This window comes from Streptomyces sp. NPDC043878 (genome assembly GCF_056435735.1).
Map to the genome: position 1 here is coordinate 150,501 of NZ_JBWKDW010000011.1, position 17,291 is coordinate 167,791.

A 17,291-nucleotide genomic window follows, 5' to 3' on the forward strand; every position below is an offset into this window, starting at 1 on the left:
CATCCCCGGTCCCGCCGCGTCCCGGCGGGCCTCCCTTCGGCCGACCGCGGCGCCCGTCGCGGCGGCGCGCCGGTGCCGGGTGCCGTGTCGAACCGGGCCCCGCGCGCGGACGTCGTACGGTGGTGCGCGGCGGAGGCGGAAGCACTCGACGGCGGAACCCATGGTGGCGTGATGTGTTGGAGTGCGACAGCCGATCTCGTGGCGGGCTCGGGTGTCGCGGCCCTCGGGGTGGCCTGCGTGGCGCGGGTGCGCGACGCCCGGGACCTTCCCCTGGCGGCGCTGCCGCTGCTGCTGGGAGCCCATCAGATCGTCGAGGCGGTGCTGTGGGACTCCGGCGGCGGAAGCGGACCGGCCGCTGTCGTGTGGGCCGTCATCGCGATGCCGCTGCTGGCGGTGTGGGTCCCGTCCGGGGTGCTGTGTGCCGCTCCACGGCAGGCCCGGGGCCGCCTGCTCCCGCCCCTGGCCGCCGGAGCCGTGACGGCCGCGGTGTTCGCGCACGCCCTCGCCGCCGGGCCGGTGACGGCCGAGATCCGCGGTCACACGATGGGGTACGTCCTCGGTCTCTCCCACGCGAGCCCGCTCGTCCTGGGCTATCTCCTGGCCACCGTCGGCTCGTTGCTGCTGTCCGGCGACCGACGGCTGGTGGTGCTGGGGGTGTCGGCCGCAGTGGGCGCGGCCGTCTGCTGGACCCTGTGGCGGGCGGAGTTCGTCTCCACCTGGTGCGCGTTCGCCGCGACGTGCTCGGTGGTCCTGTTCGGCTGGGTGCGGTCGCGCCCGGCGCGCACTCCGGCGCGTTCGGCCGGGTGACAACCCAGGGTCCACCTGCCCGGACGCGTGCCACCGGTGCGCCTCCCCCGGGCCGTCCCACCCCTGAGGCCGAGCCGCGCGGCGATGCGGGGGCGGGAGCCCACGGGTCACTCCCGTCCCCTTTCGCAACAGCCGTAACTCGCACAACGTTCGAGGTCAGAGCGTTGCGAGGCCGCCACCAGGAAGTTCCGCGGAAGACCCCCCGCGGGGTCGGACACCCGCATAGCGTGCGATGACCCGAACCGCTCCCCCACGTCCTCGCGGTCCCCGCTCCCCGGGCCCCCGCCTCGCTAGGAGATTCTGGGATGTCCTTCGACAGCTCCGAGTTATACCCGGCTCGACACCGGCACGGACGGCACTCCTCCCCCGCCCCGGACCCCCGCACTCCCGGTCCGGCCCTGCGCTCGGCCGAGCCGGCACCCAGGGCCCCCGAACCCGCGGCCGGCCGAGCGTGGCCGGGCGGACGCCGGCCACGCTCCTGGACCGGACACCACCGCCATCTGCGGCTGCTGCGCCGCGCCTGCCGCTGGCAGCGGCGCGTCGCCACCCTCGCGGCCCTCGGCTACTTCGCGGTCTTCCTCACCCTCACCGTCCGGGTCCCGTCGGTCATGACCCGCCCCGCCCCGGGCGGCCTTCCCACCGGACTGGTGCTCGCCCTCCTCCAACTCCCCGTCACCTGGCTGGCCGTCGTCCTCTTCGAGTGCACCGCGCGCCGGTACGTCGACCCGCTGGCGCGCCGGGTGAGCCGGCAGGCGTACCCGGCCGACCGTGACGGGGAGCCGCAGCCGTGACGGACTTCAGCGGCGCCGCCCAGTCCTGGTCCCTCGTCGCGTTCTGCAGTGTCGTGACCATCACGCTCCTGCTGTGCGTGCTGACCGGCCCCGACCGCGACGACATCGACGAGTTCTACACCGGCTACCGGTCACTGTCGCCGCTGCGCAACGGCCTGGCCGTCGCCGGCGACTACATCTCCGCCGCGACCGTGCTGACCATCGGCGGGGTCATCGCGCTGTGCGGCTACGACGGTGTCGTACTGGCGCTCAGCACCCTGCTGTCGCTGCTCCTGCTCATGTTCCTGCTGGCCGAACCCCTGCACAACACGGGCCGCTTCACGATGGGCGACGCGCTCGGCCGACGTCTGCCGGGGCGCTCCGTCCGCATCACCGCCTGCGCGGTCACCATCCTCTCGCTGGTCCCGATGATGGTCGTCCAACTCGCCGCCGTAGGACAGCTGTTGGCATTCATCCTCGGCTTCTCCGACAGTGGCATGAAGACCGGCTGCGTCATCGGGGCGGGCACCTTGATGATCAGTTACGCGGCGCTGGGCGGGATGCGGGGCACCGCCCTGATCCAGATCCTCAAGACGGTGATGCTGCTGGGCTCGGGGCTCGTGATCGCCGTACTCGTCCTGCACACCTTCGGCTGGAGCCCGCGCACCCTGTTCCACGCCGCCGCGGACCGCAGCGGGTCCGGCCAGGCGTACCTGCGCTACGGCCTGCAGTTCGCCGGCGGACCGCATCCCGGGCTCGACATGGTCAGCACCCAGTGCGCGATCGTGCTGGGGGGTGCCTGCCTGCCGCACGTCACCATGCGCATGTACACGGCGGGCAGCGCGCGCCAGGTGCGCCGCTCGATGTCCTGGGCGGTCTCGTCCGTCGCCCTGTTCGTCCTCGTGATCACCGTCGTCGGCGTCGGCGCGATGGCCCTGGTGGGGAGGGCCGGCATCGCCGCCGCCGACCCGCGGGGCAACACCGCCTATCTCCTGGGTTCGCGGGCCGCGTTCGGTCCCCAGCTGTCCCGTACCGAGAGCCTGCTGTTCACCACGGTCACGACGGCGATCTTCCTCACCCTGCTGGCCTCGGTGGCCAGCATGACGCTGGCCTGCGCCAACTCCCTGGCGCACGACGTCGCCGCCTCCCGGCGCACGCACATGCCGCCACTGCGCGAGATGGCCCTGGCCCGCGCCTCGGCGCTGGCCGTGGGGGCGCCGGTGATCCTGCTGGCGGTGCTGGCCCAGCACCGCAGCCTGCAGCCGCTCGCCACGCTGTCGTTCTGTCTGGGCGCCTCCGCCATCGCCCCCGCGCTCGTGTACAGCCTGTTCTGGCGGCGCTTCACGCGTGCCGGGCTGCTGTGCACGCTCATCGGCGGTTCGCTCAGCGTCCTGGTCCTGATGACCGGCACCAACCTGGTGTCCGGCTCGCCCCTCGCCGCGTTCCCCGACGCCCACTTCAACTGGTTCCCGTTCACCACGACCGCTCTGGTCTCGGTCCCGCTCGGCTTCTTCTTCGGCTGGTCCGGCACCCTGCTGTCCGGACGGCGGGCGACCGACCGGGCCCGGGGGCGCTACGAGACGATCGAGCACCTGCTGCTCGCCGGGCCCCCGCGGCGCCGGGCCGGCTGAGCCGGGCCCGCGCCGCCGGGCGGTCCCGGCGGCCCGCCCGCGACAGGTAAGCGGAATGCAAATCTTCCACTAATAGAAGGTGAATTACTTCCGCCTGCCAGGTGCACAACCATTCGCGTTCCCTTCACGTCGAACAGATCAACGACGGCATCCGCCGTGGGCGATACCGGGGGAGCTGTGCAGATGATGATCCGTTGGTTGTGCGACGCGTTGCGCGTACGGGGGAAGGCGGACCTGCTGTTGGTGTTCCTGTTCGGCGCCGGCTTCGCGGCGCTGCCCGTGTTCGCGCTGACGCCGTCCCTGTGGGGTTTCGCCGCGGCCTCGGCGGTGAGCTACGCGGCGGACGAGGCGTTGCACCGGCGGGCTCCCACGTTCGTCCGCCGGCTGTCGATGCTCCAGGTGGACCGCACCATGCGCTTCGCCGTCAGGACGCTGATGCTGCTCGCGCTGGCCGAGCGGATGGACGCGCCGGGCGCGGTGCTGGCCGTGGGCCTCGCGCTCTTCACCACCCACTTCGCGCTGGTCATGCTGTACTCGGCCGTGCACCACGCGATCCGCAGGCGGCGGACGCTGCCGGTGGCGGTGCGCAACCTGGACATGAGCGGGGCGGGCATCCCGCAGCGCCCCCCGACGTACCTCTACCGGCGCCACCTGCGCAAGATGCTCCACCTCGACCTGCCGGCGCACGCGGGGCTGCTCACCGCGCTGGCGACGGGGACCTGGTACCCGGCATACCTCGGCTGCGCGCTGACCGGCGCGCTGGCCGTGGCTGCGGTGCTGGCCCTGCTGGGACAGTTCCGCAGGGCCCGCCGGATGCCGGGGCGCGAGGACGTGATCGCCGAGGTCAACCGCCAACTGGCCGGCTACCGGCCCGAGGTGGCGCTGTACTTCAGCTTCGCCGCGGTGTCACGGGACTTCATGTACCAGGTCAACATGTGGATCGAGACGCTGGAACACCTCGACCGGCGCCCGCTGATCATCCTGCGCGAGCACGCCTCGTTCCAGAACCTGAGCCGCACCTCGGTCCCGGTGGTCTGCGTGCCCAAGGCCGACGACCTCGCCGAACTGGAACTGCCCGGCGTCCGGGTCGTGCTGTATCCGGGCAACGCCGGCAAGAACGTGCACATGCTGCGCGTCGCCGAGGCCAAGCACGTCTTCATCGGCCACGGTGACAGCGACAAGCTCGCCAGCAGCAACCGTGTCAGCAAGGTGTACGACGAGATATGGGTGGCCGGCCGGGCCGGCCGCGACCGCTACCGGCGCGTACGGCACGCCATCAGCGACGAGGCCATCGTCGAGGTGGGCCGCCCACAGCTGTCACCGATCCGGCTGCACGACGACCACACGCCGGGTCCGCTGCCCGTCGTCCTGTACGCCCCCACCTGGGAGGGCTGGAGCGACGACGACTGCCACACCTCGCTGATCCCGATGGGCGTCACCCTGGTGGAGCGGCTCCTCGCTGAGAACGTACGGGTCGTCTACAAGCCGCATCCGCTCACCGGCAAGCGCTCGAAGGAGGCGGCGGCCGCGGACCGGGAGATCCGGGCGCTGCTGAACGCCGACAACGAGCGGCGGGACGCGGCGGAGGCGGAGGCCGCGATCGAGGCCGCGAGGCCGCGCCTGAAGGAGATACAGACCCGGCTGGAGGAACTGGCCGGGCGTCACGGCGGCGACTTCGTCCAGCAGACCGCCGACGCACGCGTCCCCGACCCCGAGCACGCCGCCGAGTGGGGGGAACTGCACGCCGAATGGCACCGGCTCTTCTGGGAGAGCCGCGGCCCCGTCCGGCACAGCGTGATCCTCAGGCAGCTCCCCACCCTGTACGAGTGCTTCGACCAGGCCGACATGCTCATCAGCGACGTCTCCTCGGTGGTCGCCGACTTCGTGGCGAGCCTCAAGCCGTACGTCCTGACGAACGCCCTCGACCTGCCCGACGAGGAGTTCCGCGCCGCGTACACCACGGCCGGCGGCGCCTATCTGCTCGACCGTGACTGCACACGGCTGCCCGAGATACTGCGGTCCGTACGCGAGCCGCGTCACGACCCGATGGCGGAGCTGCGCCGCACCCTCAAGGAGTACGTCCTGGGCCCCGACCGGCCCGCCTCCACCGTCAGGTTCAACGCGGCCGTGCAGGCACTGGCCGCCAAGTCCGAGGCAGAGGCGGAGGCGGGGACGGCCGAGGGGGATGCCCCCCGGCACCGGGACCCGGCGTTCCCACAGCAGCGGACCGGCTCCTCCGGCCCTGCGCCCGACCCCGGAACCGGCCCCGCCGGGTCCCACCGGCCGGTCCCGGCGGCCAACTCGTGACAGGGCGTCCGGGGGACTGCTGAGCGTCGGCCGGCGCCATGGACGGCGAGCGGGCCCGGAGGTTCCGGGCCCGCTCGCCGTCCGCCCGTCCCTCCCCGTCCGCCGAGGTGACGGGCGCCGGATCAGGTCAGCGTGACCGGCAGCTCGAAGAGGTCGTTCTGCGTCACCACCGGCTTGTTGCTCAGGGCCGACGCCGGCACCGCCAGGTCCAGGCGCGGGAAACGGGCGTACAGCGCGGGCAGGGCCACACCCGCCTCCAGCCGGGACAGCGCCGCTCCCGGGCACACGTGCGGGCCGTGCCCGAAGGAGATGTGCCGGGTCCTCGTCTCACGGGTGATGTCGAAGTCACCGGCCGTCGGCCCGTGCGCCCGCTCGTCGCGGCCTATCGCGCCGTACGACACGATCAGCGCGTCCCCCGCCGGGATCACCCTGTCCCCGACGGGCACGTCCTCGGTAGCGAACCGGATGAGGACGTGCGAGGTCGGCGTCGACCAGCGCAGCGTCTCCTCGACAACCGCCGACCAGTCCACCGCGCCGGACAACACCTGAGCCCGCTGCTCGGGGTGGGTGGAGAGGTTCACCACGGCGTTGACGATCAGGGAGATCGTCGTCTCGTGGCCGGCCGCGACCATCAGCTGGAGGGTGGAGACGATCTCCTCGTCGGTGAGCGTGTCGCCGTCCTCGGACGCCAGGACGAGCGCGCTCGTCAGGTCGTCACCGGGGTTCGCCCGCTTGGCCGCGACCGTCTCGCCCATGATGCCGGCCAGCTCCACCAGGGTGGCGATCACCTCCTGCGGCGGGGTCTGGGTCGAGAAGAACTTCTCGAACAGCTCCTTCAGCCGGGGCAGCCGGTCCACCTCGATGCCCATCAGGTCGGCGACGACGTACATCGGCAGCGGGTAGGCGAACGTCGCCTTGAGGTCGACGACCTGGTCGCCGGTGGGCAGCGCGTCCAGCAGCCGCTCGGTGAGCTCGCTGATACGGGCGCGCATCGCCTCCACCCGGCGCGGGGTGAGGGCCTGCGCCACCAGCGTGCGCATCCGGCGGTGGTCGGCGCCGTCCACGGTCAGCATCGAGCGGCCCGGGTTGGCCAGCCCGATCAGCGGCCAGTCCGGCGGGATCTCCCCGCGCTGCCAGGCGCCCCACACGTTGATGTCCTTGACCAGCCGGGGATCGGTCAGCAGCGCCTTGGCCTCGGCGTGACGGGTGACGGCCCACACCGGGACGCCGCCTGGCAGCTCGACCGCCGCCAGCGGTCCCGCCGCGCGCAGCTTCGCGCTCTCGCCGTCCAGATCGGTGACGAACGGGTCCAGCGCGATCCGCAGTTCTTCGGTGCCGGACGTCATGGTCGGGTGCCTCCCAGGGCAGGGGTGGGTGTGAACCGCACGGGCAGCTCGGTCAGCCCGCGCAGCCACGGCGAGGGACGACGGGTGAGGGACTCGGCGGGGACCGCCAGGTCGATGTCGGGCAGCCGGTCGAGCACGACCTCGATGCCGGTCCGGGCGACCACCTCGGCGATCTCCTGGGCGGGGAAGGGACAGCGGTGCTCACCGTGGCCGAAGGAGAAGTGCGCGCTGTTGCCGCCGGTGAGCGCGGAGCCGTCGGTGCGCACCTGCGGATCGGAGTTGGCGGCCTGGAGGCCGAGCAGCAGGAGGTCGCCGGCCCGGATGTGGTGGCCGCCGAGCTGGGTGTCGCGCGAGGCCCAGCGGCCGGCCACGTTCTGGGTGGGCGTGTCCTCCCAGAGCACCTCGTTCATCGCCTCGGCGACACTGTTGCGGCCGCCGAACAGCGAGGCGGCGAAACGGTCGTCGGTGAGCATCAGGCGCAGCGAGTTGCCGATCCAGTCGGCGGTGGGCTGGTGCCCGGCCGCCATCATCACCATGAGGTCCTGGACGATCTCCTCGTCGCTGTATCCGCCGCCGTCGGCCGTCATGCGGGAGACGACGTCGTGGGCGGGCGCCGCCCTGCGCTCGGCCAGCAACTCCCCCATGGAGGTGGCGAGATGGCTCTGCCCGGCGAGCGCCCGCTCCCGTCCGTCGATCATGTCGTTGAGGGCGGTGACCAGTCCCGGCCCGTCCTCGTCGGAGAAGCCGTACAGCCGCGCCAGCACCCGCACCGGCAGCAGCATGGCGTACTGGCCGATCAGGTCCGCCTGGCCGTGGGCGCACACCGAGTCGATCAGCTCGTCGGCGAACCGCTCGGCGTAGTGGCGCAGTTCGGACGGCGGGACCGCTTCCAGGGCGTTGCTGATCATGCCGGCGCGCTCACGGTGCCGCTCGCCCACCGTGTACAGGATGGACGGCTGTCCGCGGCCGATCATCGGCAGCAGGGGCCAGTCGTCGGCGATGGTGTCCCACTGGTTCCACAGGTCCGAGTCACGGCTGAAGAGCACCGGGTCGCCGGTCACCTGGTGCAGTTCGCGGTAGCCGAGCACGAGCCAGGCCGGTACACCGCCGTCCAGCACCACGGGGGTGACGGCACCGTGCTCGCGGCGCATCTCCCGGTACAGCCGGGCGGGTTCGGTCTGGAAACGGGGGCCGCTCAGCGGAACGGCTTCGGTGCTCACGCGAACTCCCGTGGGGGCGCGACGGCGGGGGCTGCCCGCCCGCCGTACTGGTTCTGGATGTGCTGGACGAGAGTGATCAGGGTCTGCTTGCTGGACTCCCGGGAGCGGGCGTCGCAGTCGACCAGCGGCACATGGGGATCGAGGTCGAGGGCCGCGCGGAGGGCCGCGTGCGAGTGCCCAGGGCCGCCGAAGTCGTTGCAGGCCACGATGAACGGCGTACCGTGCCGTTCCAGCCGGTCGATCGCGTACCAGGAGTCGTCGATGCGCCGGGTGTCGACGAGGACGACCGCGCCGAGCGTGCCGGAGAACAGCCGGTCCCACAGGAACCAGAAGCGCTCCTGGCCGGGCGCGCCGAACAGGTACAGCACGTTGCGCGCGTCGAGGGTGATGCGGCCGAAGTCGAAGGCCACGGTGGTGGCGGTCTTCCCGCGCACCGCGCTGATGTCGTCCACCGCCTCGCCGGCCAGGGTCATCGTCTCCTCCGTGTTGAGGGGACGGATCTCGCTGACCGAACGGACCATGGTCGTCTTTCCGACGCCGAACCCGCCCACGATCACGATCTTCAGACCGTTGTCGGCGGAGGCACCCAGCGGGGTGCGGGCGTCAGAGGCTGCGGAGTCCAACGAGCACCTGCTCCAGGATGTCGGGGTCGGGGAGGGCCGAACTGCGCGGATGGCGGGCGCTGACGCGGCCCGCGGCGAGCAGGTCGGAGAGGAGGATCTTGGTGATGCTCACCGGCAGCCCGAGCTCCGCGGCGACCTCCACCACGGCGGCGGGGGTCTGCGTCATGCGCAGGATCGCCGCGTGCTCCGACTGCATGCCGGGCGCCGGTCCGCATTCGGCCACCACCAGGGTGACCAGGTCGAAGGGGCTGTCCGGGCCGGCACCGCTGCGTCCGCCGGTGAGCGTGTACAGCCGGTCGGGTGCGTCGTCCCTGCCGGGGCGGCTCATGCGGTACGGGGATGGGCCGTCAGGTGCTCGCCGAGTTGTTCCACCAGCTCGCTCATGTTGTGTCCCACCAGCCCCGCGTCCGCGTCCTCGGTGGTGACGACCGCGAGGTGCGCGCCCTCGCCGGCCTCCACGATGAAGAGGGTTCCGCCGTAGAACTCGGTCATCGACGAGCGCACGCCTCCGCTGCCGTCGCCGAACTCCACGGACGCGCCGTGCGAGAGCGACTGGATGCCGGCCGCGATGGCGGCGAGCTGGTCCGCCTGGTCGACCGTCAGCTCCGGGGTGCGGCACAGCTTCAGCCCGTCACGGGACAGCACGAGCGCGTGCCGTGCGCCGGGGGTGCGCTCCAGGAGCCCTTCGATGAGCCAGGTGAGCTTCTCGTCGGCGGTACTCGTGCCGGTCATGAGGTGGTGTCGCCTTCCGGGTGCGTGTGCGAGTGGGTCGGGGTGTCGGTCGCGGTGCCGGTGCCGGTGCCGGTGCCGGCGGCGGCCGGTGGGCCGTCCTGCCGGGTGTCGGGGGCCGGCGGCAGGGGGTGCCGGCCGGTGGTCTCGTCGGATCCGGCCGCGCGGACGGCCTGCCGGAAGCTGCTGAAGCGGGCCGCCCTGGCCCGGATGTCCTCGGCCGGGGCCGGCCGTGGTGGGGCGTCGCCGGCCGCTGCGCGGGCGCGTTCGGCGGCGGCGAGGGTGCGGCCGCGTCGGCGCCGGGGCAGTTCGCCGGGGGCGGCGGGCGTCGTCGTGTGCGGGTCGTCCGCGGGCGGGGCCGCGGCGGGTGCGGGGTCGGGGGCGGGTGCGGGGTCCGGCTCCCGCGGGGCGGGCGGGGACGCCGGGCGCGGCCGTTCTCCCGCCGCGGGCCGCGGATCGGGCAGGGCGGTGGTGGTGGTGACGGTGGTGAGGATGTCCTGCGGGATGAGCATCAGCACCCCGGTGCCGCCGCGCGCGGAAGGCCGGAAGGACACCTTCAGGCCGTACTTGCGCGCCAGCCGTCCGACCACGGCGAGGCCCAGCCGGGTGCCCGTGAGTCCGCCGAGTTCGGTCGCCTCACCGCTGACGGCGGTCTCCGCCCGCCGCAGCTGGACGTCGCCCATGACGAGGCCGCTGTCCTCCACCGAGACGATGACGCCCGCCGGCACCTCTTCGACGTAGACGTGCACCTCGGCGTTGGGCGGTGAGAAGTTGGCCGCGTTGTCGAGGAGTTCGGCCAGGGCGTGCATGACGCCCTCCGCCGCGTGTCCGGCGACCGCGATGTCACTGACGGAGTGCAGCCGGATGCGCCGGTAGCCGCTGATCCGGCCCATCGCGCCGCGCAGGATGGACTCCATGCCGATGGGCCGGGCCCAACGGCGTCCGGAGCGCGCGCCGGTGAGGACGGCGACGGAGTCGGCGAGCCGTCCCGCCTGCGCCGTACGGTGGTCCAGGTGCAGCAGGTCGGCGAGCACGTCCTCGTCGCTGTGCCGCTCCTCCATCGCGCGCAGGTCGGCGAGCGTGCCGGTGGCGAGGGCCTGCATACGGGCCGCCGCGTTGGCGGTCGCGGAGATCGCCCCGGCCCGTTCGCCGACGGCGCGGTCGAGCTGTGCCGACAGCCGCCGCACCTCCTCGGTGAGACGGGCCCGCTCGGCTTCACCCGCCTGCGTGAGGTGCGCCCGTTCCCGGGCGAAGTCCTCGACCAGACGGGCGTGTTCGATGGCCTCGGCGTCGATGATCCGTTGCTGCTCCCGTCGCCACTGCTCGGCGAGACGCTCCCGCTCGTGCGTGGCGCGCAGGGCGTCGTCGGTCAGGCGGCGCACCTCGGCCCGGGCGGCTCGCGCGGTCCGCCTGCCGTGGACGGCGGCGGTGACGGCCGCGCACAGCAGGACGGCGGCGGCACCCGCGCCCCAGCCGAGGGGGCCGCGCACGGAGGACGGCGCCGCCGAGACGGCCCAGCCCACGACGAGGCCCGCCACGAGTGCGGTGAGCAGGGCAACGGGAAGCAGGGAGCGGACGGTGGATCGGTCGCCGGAACGGGCGGGCGCGGTCATCAATCAGGTCCTCGGGCGGCCGCTCAGGTCACGGCCTCGTGTCGTCCTTGGGGATAAAGTGCGCAGAAAACTGTGTGCAGCGATCAACTGGGCGTCACTATACGAGAGTTTGCGATCAGATCGAGAGGGTTGTGTCGGCTCGGTTCAGGCGCGGCCGGCCAAGGCGCTCACAGCGTCCGGCGCATCAACTGCATGAGTCTGTCGCGCTGTTCGTTGAAGGCAGTACGGGCACGCTGGAACTCGTCGGCGTCGTAGGACAGTCCCTGGGACACGACGTCCCGGTAGACGCGCAGCGATCCGACGGTCCGGCCGACCTCCTCCAGGACGCCGTCCTCGGCCACCAGGGACAGCTCCAGTCGCCGGGACAGCACGCTGCTGTCCCGCAGCACCGTCCCGGCCCGGGCCAGCGCCGTCTCGTCACGGTCGTGACCGCGAGCGATGTTGACGAGCGTCTCGCTCGCCTCCGCCGTGGCGTTGAGGAAGGCGATGTACGCGGCACGGCGATCGTCCTTCGTGCGCTGTTCGCTCTCCCGGGCCCAGCGGCGGCGCTCGGCGAACGCGGACGCGCCGAGAGCGATGAGCGCACCCATCGTGGTGTTGACGAGACCAGACCATTCCACGCCCCCACCCTGCTGCACCGCGGCGTGTTCCCACCAGAGGAACCCGAGCAACTCCTCCTTCTCCGTGCCTCTTCGAGCACGGCGGCGCGGCCTGGCGCGCTCCCGAGTCCCCCGCGCGGCCGGACCCCCAGGTCACCGGGGAGCCGGACATCCGTCCCCGCCCGGCTCAGACGGTCCTCGTCACCTCCACCGAGAGGTCGTTGTCGTTCGTGTAGTAGGGGCGCAGGGCGGCGCCGCCGGCGGTAACCGTCGGGTAGACGAACACCTCCTTGCGGTCCGCCAGGTCGTCGAGGAGACGGGCGACGCGCACGACCGGCGCGTCCGCCGCCGGCCGGACGAAGACGTCCCAGACGTCCTTGCCCAGGCCCGGCCCGGCGGTCGACTCCGCTGCCAGCTCCGCGTGTTCGACTGTGAAGGAGAACCGGTCGCCGTCACCGGACCGTGGTTCCAGAGCGCGTTCGACGGCGCCACCGCCGCGCCGGCGCAGCCGTACGACGGCCGTCTCCTGGAGCGCGGTGCCGTGCAGACGGGCGCCGACCGTGGTCGAGCGGTCCGTGACGTCGACGCGCTCGACCTCGGCGTGCGCGGGGCGCAGCCAGGCCCGCACGGCGAGGTGGCCGCCCCGGGTGACGTACGGGATGCGCACGGCCAGCGGTGAGAGCCGGTCCCGGAGGTGGCCGTCGACCAGGGCGCGCAGGTCGCGCGGGCCCGGACGCAGGCGGTGGCGCGTGGCGTCCGGCCCGACGAGCAGGTACACGTCCCACCGGCCCTCCTCCAGCACCGTGTGCGGGGCCAGCACAGCACGCCGGCCTCCCTGCGCGGCGGGCCGGACGTCGAGGTGGTGCAGGACCGTCTCGGGCTCGCCCTTCTTCGGGCGCAGCCGCAGCAGCAACCGTCCGTCCGCGGGCGCGGAGAGCGGCAGGTCGAAGACGATCCGGCCGTCCGCGTCGGCCGTGCAGGCCACGCGCGGCTGGGCGTCCTGGGTCGGTTCCCCGGTCATCGCTGTCCCTTCCGCACCATGCTCAGCGCGCTACTGGTCGCGGTCAGCGCGACGTCGCGCGCGGCGAATCCCCGGCTGACCAGGGCGCGGTGCACCCCGGCGTCCTGACGCACCGCCGGCCGTCCCGCGCTCCTCGCCGCGACGGCCTCCGCGAGAAGCCGTTCGGCCTGCTCCACGACGGGCGCGGGCGCGAACCGCCGCGCGTTCTCCTCGGCGGCGCGGCCCATACGGCGGCGCCGGTCGTCGTCACGGACGAGGTCCAGCAGGGCCGCCCCCAGCGCGTCACGGTCACCGACCGGCACGAGCCGGCCGTCGACCCCGTCCTGGATGATCTCGCCGGGTCCGTAGGGGCAGTCGGTGCTCACCACCGGCAGCCCGCAGCGCATCGCCTCGACGATCGTCATGCCGAACGGTTCGAAGTCGGAGGCCGCCGCACCGATGGATCCCTTCACCCACTCCGCCTCCATGGGGGCCGTCGCCCCCATCAGGAAGACGTTGTTCGACAGGCCGAGGTCCGCGATGAGCCCCCGCAGGCGGTCACGCTCCTCACCCTTGCCGTAGATCCGCAGCTGCCAGTCGGGGTGTTCCGCGGCGACCGCGGCGAACGCCTCGACGAGCAGGTCGTACCGCTTCACCGGCACCAGCCGGCCGGCCGCGACGACCACCTTGGAGGTGCCGTCCGCGGTGGGCAGCACGGGGTCCGGCACGCTGTTGGGCAGCGCCTCGACCCGGACGCCCGGCAGGGCCGTCTTGCGCCGGTAGGAGGCGGCGTCCGCCGCGGTCACCGTGGTGAGCACGTCGAGCCCGCGGTACGCCCGGCGCAGCGCGTGGCGCAGCCGTGGCGGATGGTTGTCGAGGGTGAGGTGTTCCTGCCCGACCCGTGCGACGTGCGGCGGGGCCTGGAGCGCGAGGTGCACGTTGAGGCCGGGCCGGGTGCCGATCACCACGTCGGCCTCGGTCGTGGCGAGGCACTCGCCGATGCGCTGGTCGGTCAGCTCGCTGTACTGCTCGTAGCGGTACTCGGCCCGGGGGAACACCCTCGCCGGTCTCAGGTGTAACGGGTGCTCCTTCTCCTGTCTGAGGTCCACCAGCGGCCGCAGCGACACCTTGGGGTCCAGGGTGAAGACGGGACGCGCGCGGTGCCTCAGCACGGAGACGATCTCCACCTCGTGCCGCTCGGCCAGTGCCTGGGCCAGGTTGAACGTCGTGGTGATCGTGCCTCCGATTCCATAGGCGTTGTGGAGCAGAAAAGAGATCTTCATGGCGGGCTAGACCACGACTGTTCCCCCTACGGTTGCGGTCCGTTACCACTTCGTTAGTCCTCGTCCCGCCGTGAAACCGCACGGATCCCGGGGCGCGTCCTCACCACCGACCACAGGGGTGCGGGTGCCGTCAGGGGCCGCGCGCCGATTCGTTCCAGGGGGAATCCACATGCCGATCCGTCTCACCGTGCCCGGACGCGCCCGGCTGCGCGCCGCGGCCGCCGTCACCGCCGTCCTCTCCGCGGGAGCGCTGCTGGCCGCCGCCGGCCCCGCCGCCGCCGTGAAGGGCGGCGGCCCGGCCACGACCGCCGCCCGGCCGTACGCCATGCTCATCGAACTCGACGGCAGCCAGTTCTGCGGCGGCACCCTCGTCGCACCCACGAAGGTGCTCACCGCCGGCCACTGCGTGGAGAACGCCGGGGACGTCTCCGCGCTGCGGATCATCGGCGGCCGCGACCGGGTCGACGGCACCGGCGGCACGGTGCGGCGGGTGGCGTCGTACCGGCTGGACTCGCGGTACGGCGCGCCCGGCTCGGCCTACGACGCCGCCGTCCTCACCCTGAACCGCCCGATGCCGTACCGGACGATCCCGGTGGCCGGTCCGCGGGACGCCGCGCTGGTCACCGACGGCCGCCGGGCGACAGTGCTCGGCTGGGGACGCACCGGTTCCGGCGTCCCGGGCGACCGGCTGAAGCAGGCCAAGCTGGTCATCTCCCCCCTCGCCGCGTGTCAGCCGTACACCGAGCCGGACACCGACCCCTCGGCGATGCTGTGCGGGAAGCCGCGGCCGGGCACCACCGACAGCATCTGCCCCGGCGACTCGGGCGGGCCGCTGATCAGCGGCGGCAAGGTGGTGGGCGTCGTCTCGTCCGGCAACAAGTACTGCGACGAGCAGTACCCGGTCTCGGTCTTCGTCCGCGCCGACTCGGTCGCCGCGGATCTGGGCATCCACACCCGCTGACACCGGACGCGGGACTGTGTGCCGCCGTCGCGAGGGGCGGGGCGGCACCCGGGCCGCGCACGGCGCCGGCCGTCACCGCCCGGCGACCGGGACGGCACATCGGGGGGCGGGGGCCGCAATCTCCCGGTGCCGCAGTCGAGTTCGGCCCGTGTGCCCGCGTCTTCCACAGGCGGTCACCCCCTTGCTCTCCCAGGTGGTCCGAGGCCGCCGGGGCAGCGGCTTGCCCCGGTCGGGCGCCCCTTGGACCGGCGCGCGAAGCGGGCTCGTCACGCCGGGACGGTGACGATGCCGAGGGGCGCGCCGGTGGGCTGCCGCGACCCGCCGGCCGGTTCGACGGTGATGCCGACGGCGCCGGCGTCGCCGAGCTCGCCGGCGAGGACCTGCGCGGCCCGTCCGCCGGAGCCGGGCAGCAGGCCGGCCGGACGGAGGGCGCCGGTCTTCGCGGCGTACCAGAGCTCGTAGACCCGGTCGCCGCCGAGGCGGGGCAGCCCCGTGGCGACGGCGGCCGCCCGGCCCTGGCTGCGGGAGGCGACCACGCTGATCCGGCCGCCGTCGGCCAGCGCGCGGGTGCTGACCGTCGCGTCCCGGGCGGCGAGGATGTCGGCGAGCGCGGACGCGCCCGCCTCCTCGCGTGTGAGTGCGGCGCGGGCGTCGTGGGCGCGGGTGGACTGCCACGCGGCGACGCCGCCGAGCGTGACGGCGGCGGCGAGACACGCCGCCAGTGCCACCCGCAGTGCCCGCCGGCGCCGGGCGGCGGGGCGGGGCGCTGTGTCCTGCCGGGTACGGCCGACCTGGTCGAGGACGCGCTCGCGCAGCCCGGCGGACGGTTCGGCGTCCTCGGCCTCGGCGAGGCCGAGCGTGACGGCCGACAGCTCCACCACCTCCCGGCGGCAGGCGGCACAGCCCGCGAGATGGTTGCCGAAGGCCGCTTCCTCGGCCGGCGGAAGGGCGTGCAGCACGTACGCGCCGACCGCCTGGTGGGGGTCGTCGGTGGCGGTCATGGCCGGACCTCCAGACACGCGCGCAGCCGCCGCAGCCCGGAGCGCATCCGGGACTTCACGGTGCCGGCCGGGGTGGCCAGGCAGTCGGCCACCTCCAGGTAGGTCATGCCCTGGTAGTAGGCGAGCACCAGCGGCACCCGCTGTCGGCGCTCCAGCGCGGCCAGGCAGCGCCGTACGCGCCGCCATTCGTCGCGTCGCTCCACCGTCTCGGCCACCGCGTCGAAGGGCGGGTCCTCGCGTGACAGCGCGCTCCGGCGCTCGCGTGCCGCGCCGGCCTGTGCCTGCCGGACCCGGTCGACGGCCCGGCGGTGCGCGAGGGTGAACACCCAGGCTCGTGCCGCCCCCAGCTCGGGGCGGTAGTGGCCGGCCGTGCGCCACAGCTCCACCATCACGTCCTGGGTCACTTCCTCCGCCTGCGACTCGTCGCGCAGGATCCGGCAGACCAGACCCATGACCGGCCGTACGAGAGCGTCGTAGACGTCCGCGAACGCCGCCTGGTCACCCGCGGCGACCCGGGTGAGCAGGCCGTCCAGACGCGCGTCGGCGGAGGGCTTGCGCGGCGGGCGGTGTCCGCCCTGCCCGGTGTTGGGCATCCGTCCCACAATCCGTGTCGTTGGTTCGCTCTGGTCTGTCAGGTGTTCGTAGCCGCGCGGTGCGGGTATGACGGGCTCTCGACGAGAAATCCCCTATGGACTAAATTATGATGAAAGATCTTCATACGTGTATCTCGTCGCTCCGAATGGCTTGTGTCCACCGCGACGGGACCCACGCAAGGAGCCGACGGCCCCTTCGGCTCGACGAGGCTCGTACAGGCTCCCGTCGCACCCGCACTGCCGACTTATCCGAGGGAGGTGAGTCCGATGACCACATCCATCCGGGCCCGGCGTCTGCTGGCCGGTGCCGCCGCCACAGGTCTGCTGGCCGGCGGTGCCGCGCTCGGCATGTCAGGAACGGCCGTCGCGGCTCCTGCACCGACGTCCACCGCGTCCGTGGTGAGCAGCGACCATCACAACCGGTGCGAGTGGGTGAAGGGCCACTGGGAGAAGAAGTGGGTCAAGGGCCACTGGGAGAAGAAGTGGTTCGACCACGGCACCTGGCACCAGGGACACCGGGACATGAACGGCAGCTGGCACCCGGGCCACTGGAGCCACGACCACGGCCACAAGTGGGTCTACGTGCCCGCCCACTGGGAGAAGGTGTGGGTGAAGGGACACTGGGACTGCCACGACCACGAACACGACCACTGACAGCCCCCGGCCGCGGACGTCGCGGCGTGAGCGAGGGCCCGGAGCGGACGCTCCGGCCCCTCGCTCACGTACACACTGGCTCACGCACGTACGTACACACGCCTCCTACGGCCGCACGGCACAGGAACGGGGACGGGGTGCGCCGGTCGACCGG

The 17,291-nt window shown here is 73.1% G+C and carries 17 protein-coding genes; 6 read left to right on the forward strand and 11 right to left on the reverse strand.

Annotated features, from left to right (window positions below):
- Positions 1–171: 171 nt before the first annotated feature.
- The 4 genes from AC07AZ_RS17455 to AC07AZ_RS17470 all read left to right on the forward strand — a co-directional run bounded on the left by AC07AZ_RS17455 (position 172) and on the right by AC07AZ_RS17470 (position 5,515).
- Positions 172–807, forward strand: a complete 636-nt coding sequence (locus AC07AZ_RS17455) for a DUF6629 family protein (protein ID WP_478848698.1) — start codon at positions 172–174, stop codon at positions 805–807.
- Positions 808–1,112: 305 nt separating this feature from the next.
- On the forward strand, positions 1,113–1,598 hold the full coding sequence (locus tag AC07AZ_RS17460) for a DUF485 domain-containing protein (protein ID WP_478848527.1): 486 nt from the start codon (positions 1,113–1,115) through the stop codon (positions 1,596–1,598).
- On the forward strand, positions 1,595–3,208 hold the full coding sequence (locus AC07AZ_RS17465; RefSeq protein ID WP_478848529.1) for a sodium/solute symporter: 1,614 nt from the start codon (positions 1,595–1,597) through the stop codon (positions 3,206–3,208). Before AC07AZ_RS17460 ends, AC07AZ_RS17465 begins: the two co-directional genes overlap by 4 nt.
- 183 nt (positions 3,209–3,391) lie before the next feature.
- Positions 3,392–5,515: a hypothetical protein gene (locus AC07AZ_RS17470; RefSeq protein ID WP_478848531.1), complete on the forward strand. Its 2,124-nt coding sequence runs from the start codon at positions 3,392–3,394 to the stop codon at positions 5,513–5,515.
- Between the two features lie 122 nt (positions 5,516–5,637).
- Here AC07AZ_RS17470 and AC07AZ_RS17475 read toward each other — a convergent pair whose 3' ends face one another.
- The 9 genes from AC07AZ_RS17475 to AC07AZ_RS17515 form a co-directional block, all read right to left on the reverse strand.
- Entirely contained in the window at positions 5,638–6,861 is a 1,224-nt protein-coding gene (locus tag AC07AZ_RS17475) for a cytochrome P450 family protein (protein WP_478848532.1), read from the reverse strand.
- Positions 6,858–8,081, reverse strand: coding sequence for a cytochrome P450 (locus AC07AZ_RS17480; protein ID WP_478848533.1), 1,224 nt, complete (start codon positions 8,079–8,081; stop codon positions 6,858–6,860). The genes AC07AZ_RS17475 and AC07AZ_RS17480 overlap by 4 nt, the downstream gene beginning before the upstream one ends.
- Complete coding sequence (locus AC07AZ_RS17485) at positions 8,078–8,704, reverse strand: GTP-binding protein (protein WP_478848535.1); 627 nt, start codon at positions 8,702–8,704, stop codon at positions 8,078–8,080. The genes AC07AZ_RS17480 and AC07AZ_RS17485 overlap by 4 nt, the downstream gene beginning before the upstream one ends.
- A complete protein-coding gene (locus tag AC07AZ_RS17490) occupies positions 8,685–9,032 on the reverse strand; it encodes a DUF742 domain-containing protein (protein ID WP_478848537.1) in 348 nt (115 codons plus the stop codon). Before AC07AZ_RS17490 ends, AC07AZ_RS17485 begins: the two co-directional genes overlap by 20 nt.
- Positions 9,029–9,436 (reverse strand): roadblock/LC7 domain-containing protein, encoded by a 408-nt coding sequence (locus AC07AZ_RS17495; protein ID WP_356045051.1) that lies wholly within the window; start codon positions 9,434–9,436, stop codon positions 9,029–9,031. Before AC07AZ_RS17495 ends, AC07AZ_RS17490 begins: the two co-directional genes overlap by 4 nt.
- The gene (locus AC07AZ_RS17500; protein ID WP_478848540.1) at positions 9,433–11,046 is read right to left on the reverse strand and encodes a sensor histidine kinase; all 1,614 of its coding nucleotides are present in this window, start codon (positions 11,044–11,046) and stop codon (positions 9,433–9,435) included. The genes AC07AZ_RS17495 and AC07AZ_RS17500 overlap by 4 nt, the downstream gene beginning before the upstream one ends.
- 167 nt (positions 11,047–11,213) lie before the next feature.
- Complete coding sequence (locus AC07AZ_RS17505) at positions 11,214–11,666, reverse strand: hypothetical protein (RefSeq protein ID WP_478848542.1); 453 nt, start codon at positions 11,664–11,666, stop codon at positions 11,214–11,216.
- 166 nt (positions 11,667–11,832) lie between these two features.
- Positions 11,833–12,666: a transferase gene (locus AC07AZ_RS17510; RefSeq protein WP_478848544.1), complete on the reverse strand. Its 834-nt coding sequence runs from the start codon at positions 12,664–12,666 to the stop codon at positions 11,833–11,835.
- A complete protein-coding gene (locus AC07AZ_RS17515) occupies positions 12,663–13,928 on the reverse strand; it encodes a glycosyltransferase family 4 protein (protein ID WP_478848546.1) in 1,266 nt (421 codons plus the stop codon). Before AC07AZ_RS17515 ends, AC07AZ_RS17510 begins: the two co-directional genes overlap by 4 nt.
- A 169-nt stretch (positions 13,929–14,097) precedes the next feature.
- Between AC07AZ_RS17515 and AC07AZ_RS17520 the strand changes: the two genes are divergently transcribed.
- Complete coding sequence (locus AC07AZ_RS17520) at positions 14,098–14,889, forward strand: S1 family peptidase (RefSeq protein ID WP_478848548.1); 792 nt, start codon at positions 14,098–14,100, stop codon at positions 14,887–14,889.
- A gap of 266 nt (positions 14,890–15,155) precedes the next feature.
- Here the strand turns inward: AC07AZ_RS17520 and AC07AZ_RS17525 are convergent, their stop codons facing one another.
- Positions 15,156–15,890 (reverse strand): anti-sigma factor, encoded by a 735-nt coding sequence (locus AC07AZ_RS17525; RefSeq protein WP_478848550.1) that lies wholly within the window; start codon positions 15,888–15,890, stop codon positions 15,156–15,158.
- The gene (gene sigK, locus AC07AZ_RS17530; protein WP_478848552.1) at positions 15,887–16,483 is read right to left on the reverse strand and encodes an ECF RNA polymerase sigma factor SigK; all 597 of its coding nucleotides are present in this window, start codon (positions 16,481–16,483) and stop codon (positions 15,887–15,889) included. The genes AC07AZ_RS17525 and sigK overlap by 4 nt, the downstream gene beginning before the upstream one ends.
- A 267-nt stretch (positions 16,484–16,750) precedes the next feature.
- Here sigK and AC07AZ_RS17535 point away from each other — a divergent pair, with 267 nt between their 5' ends.
- Positions 16,751–17,137: a hypothetical protein gene (locus AC07AZ_RS17535; protein WP_478848554.1), complete on the forward strand. Its 387-nt coding sequence runs from the start codon at positions 16,751–16,753 to the stop codon at positions 17,135–17,137.
- Positions 17,138–17,291: the final 154 nt, after the last annotated feature.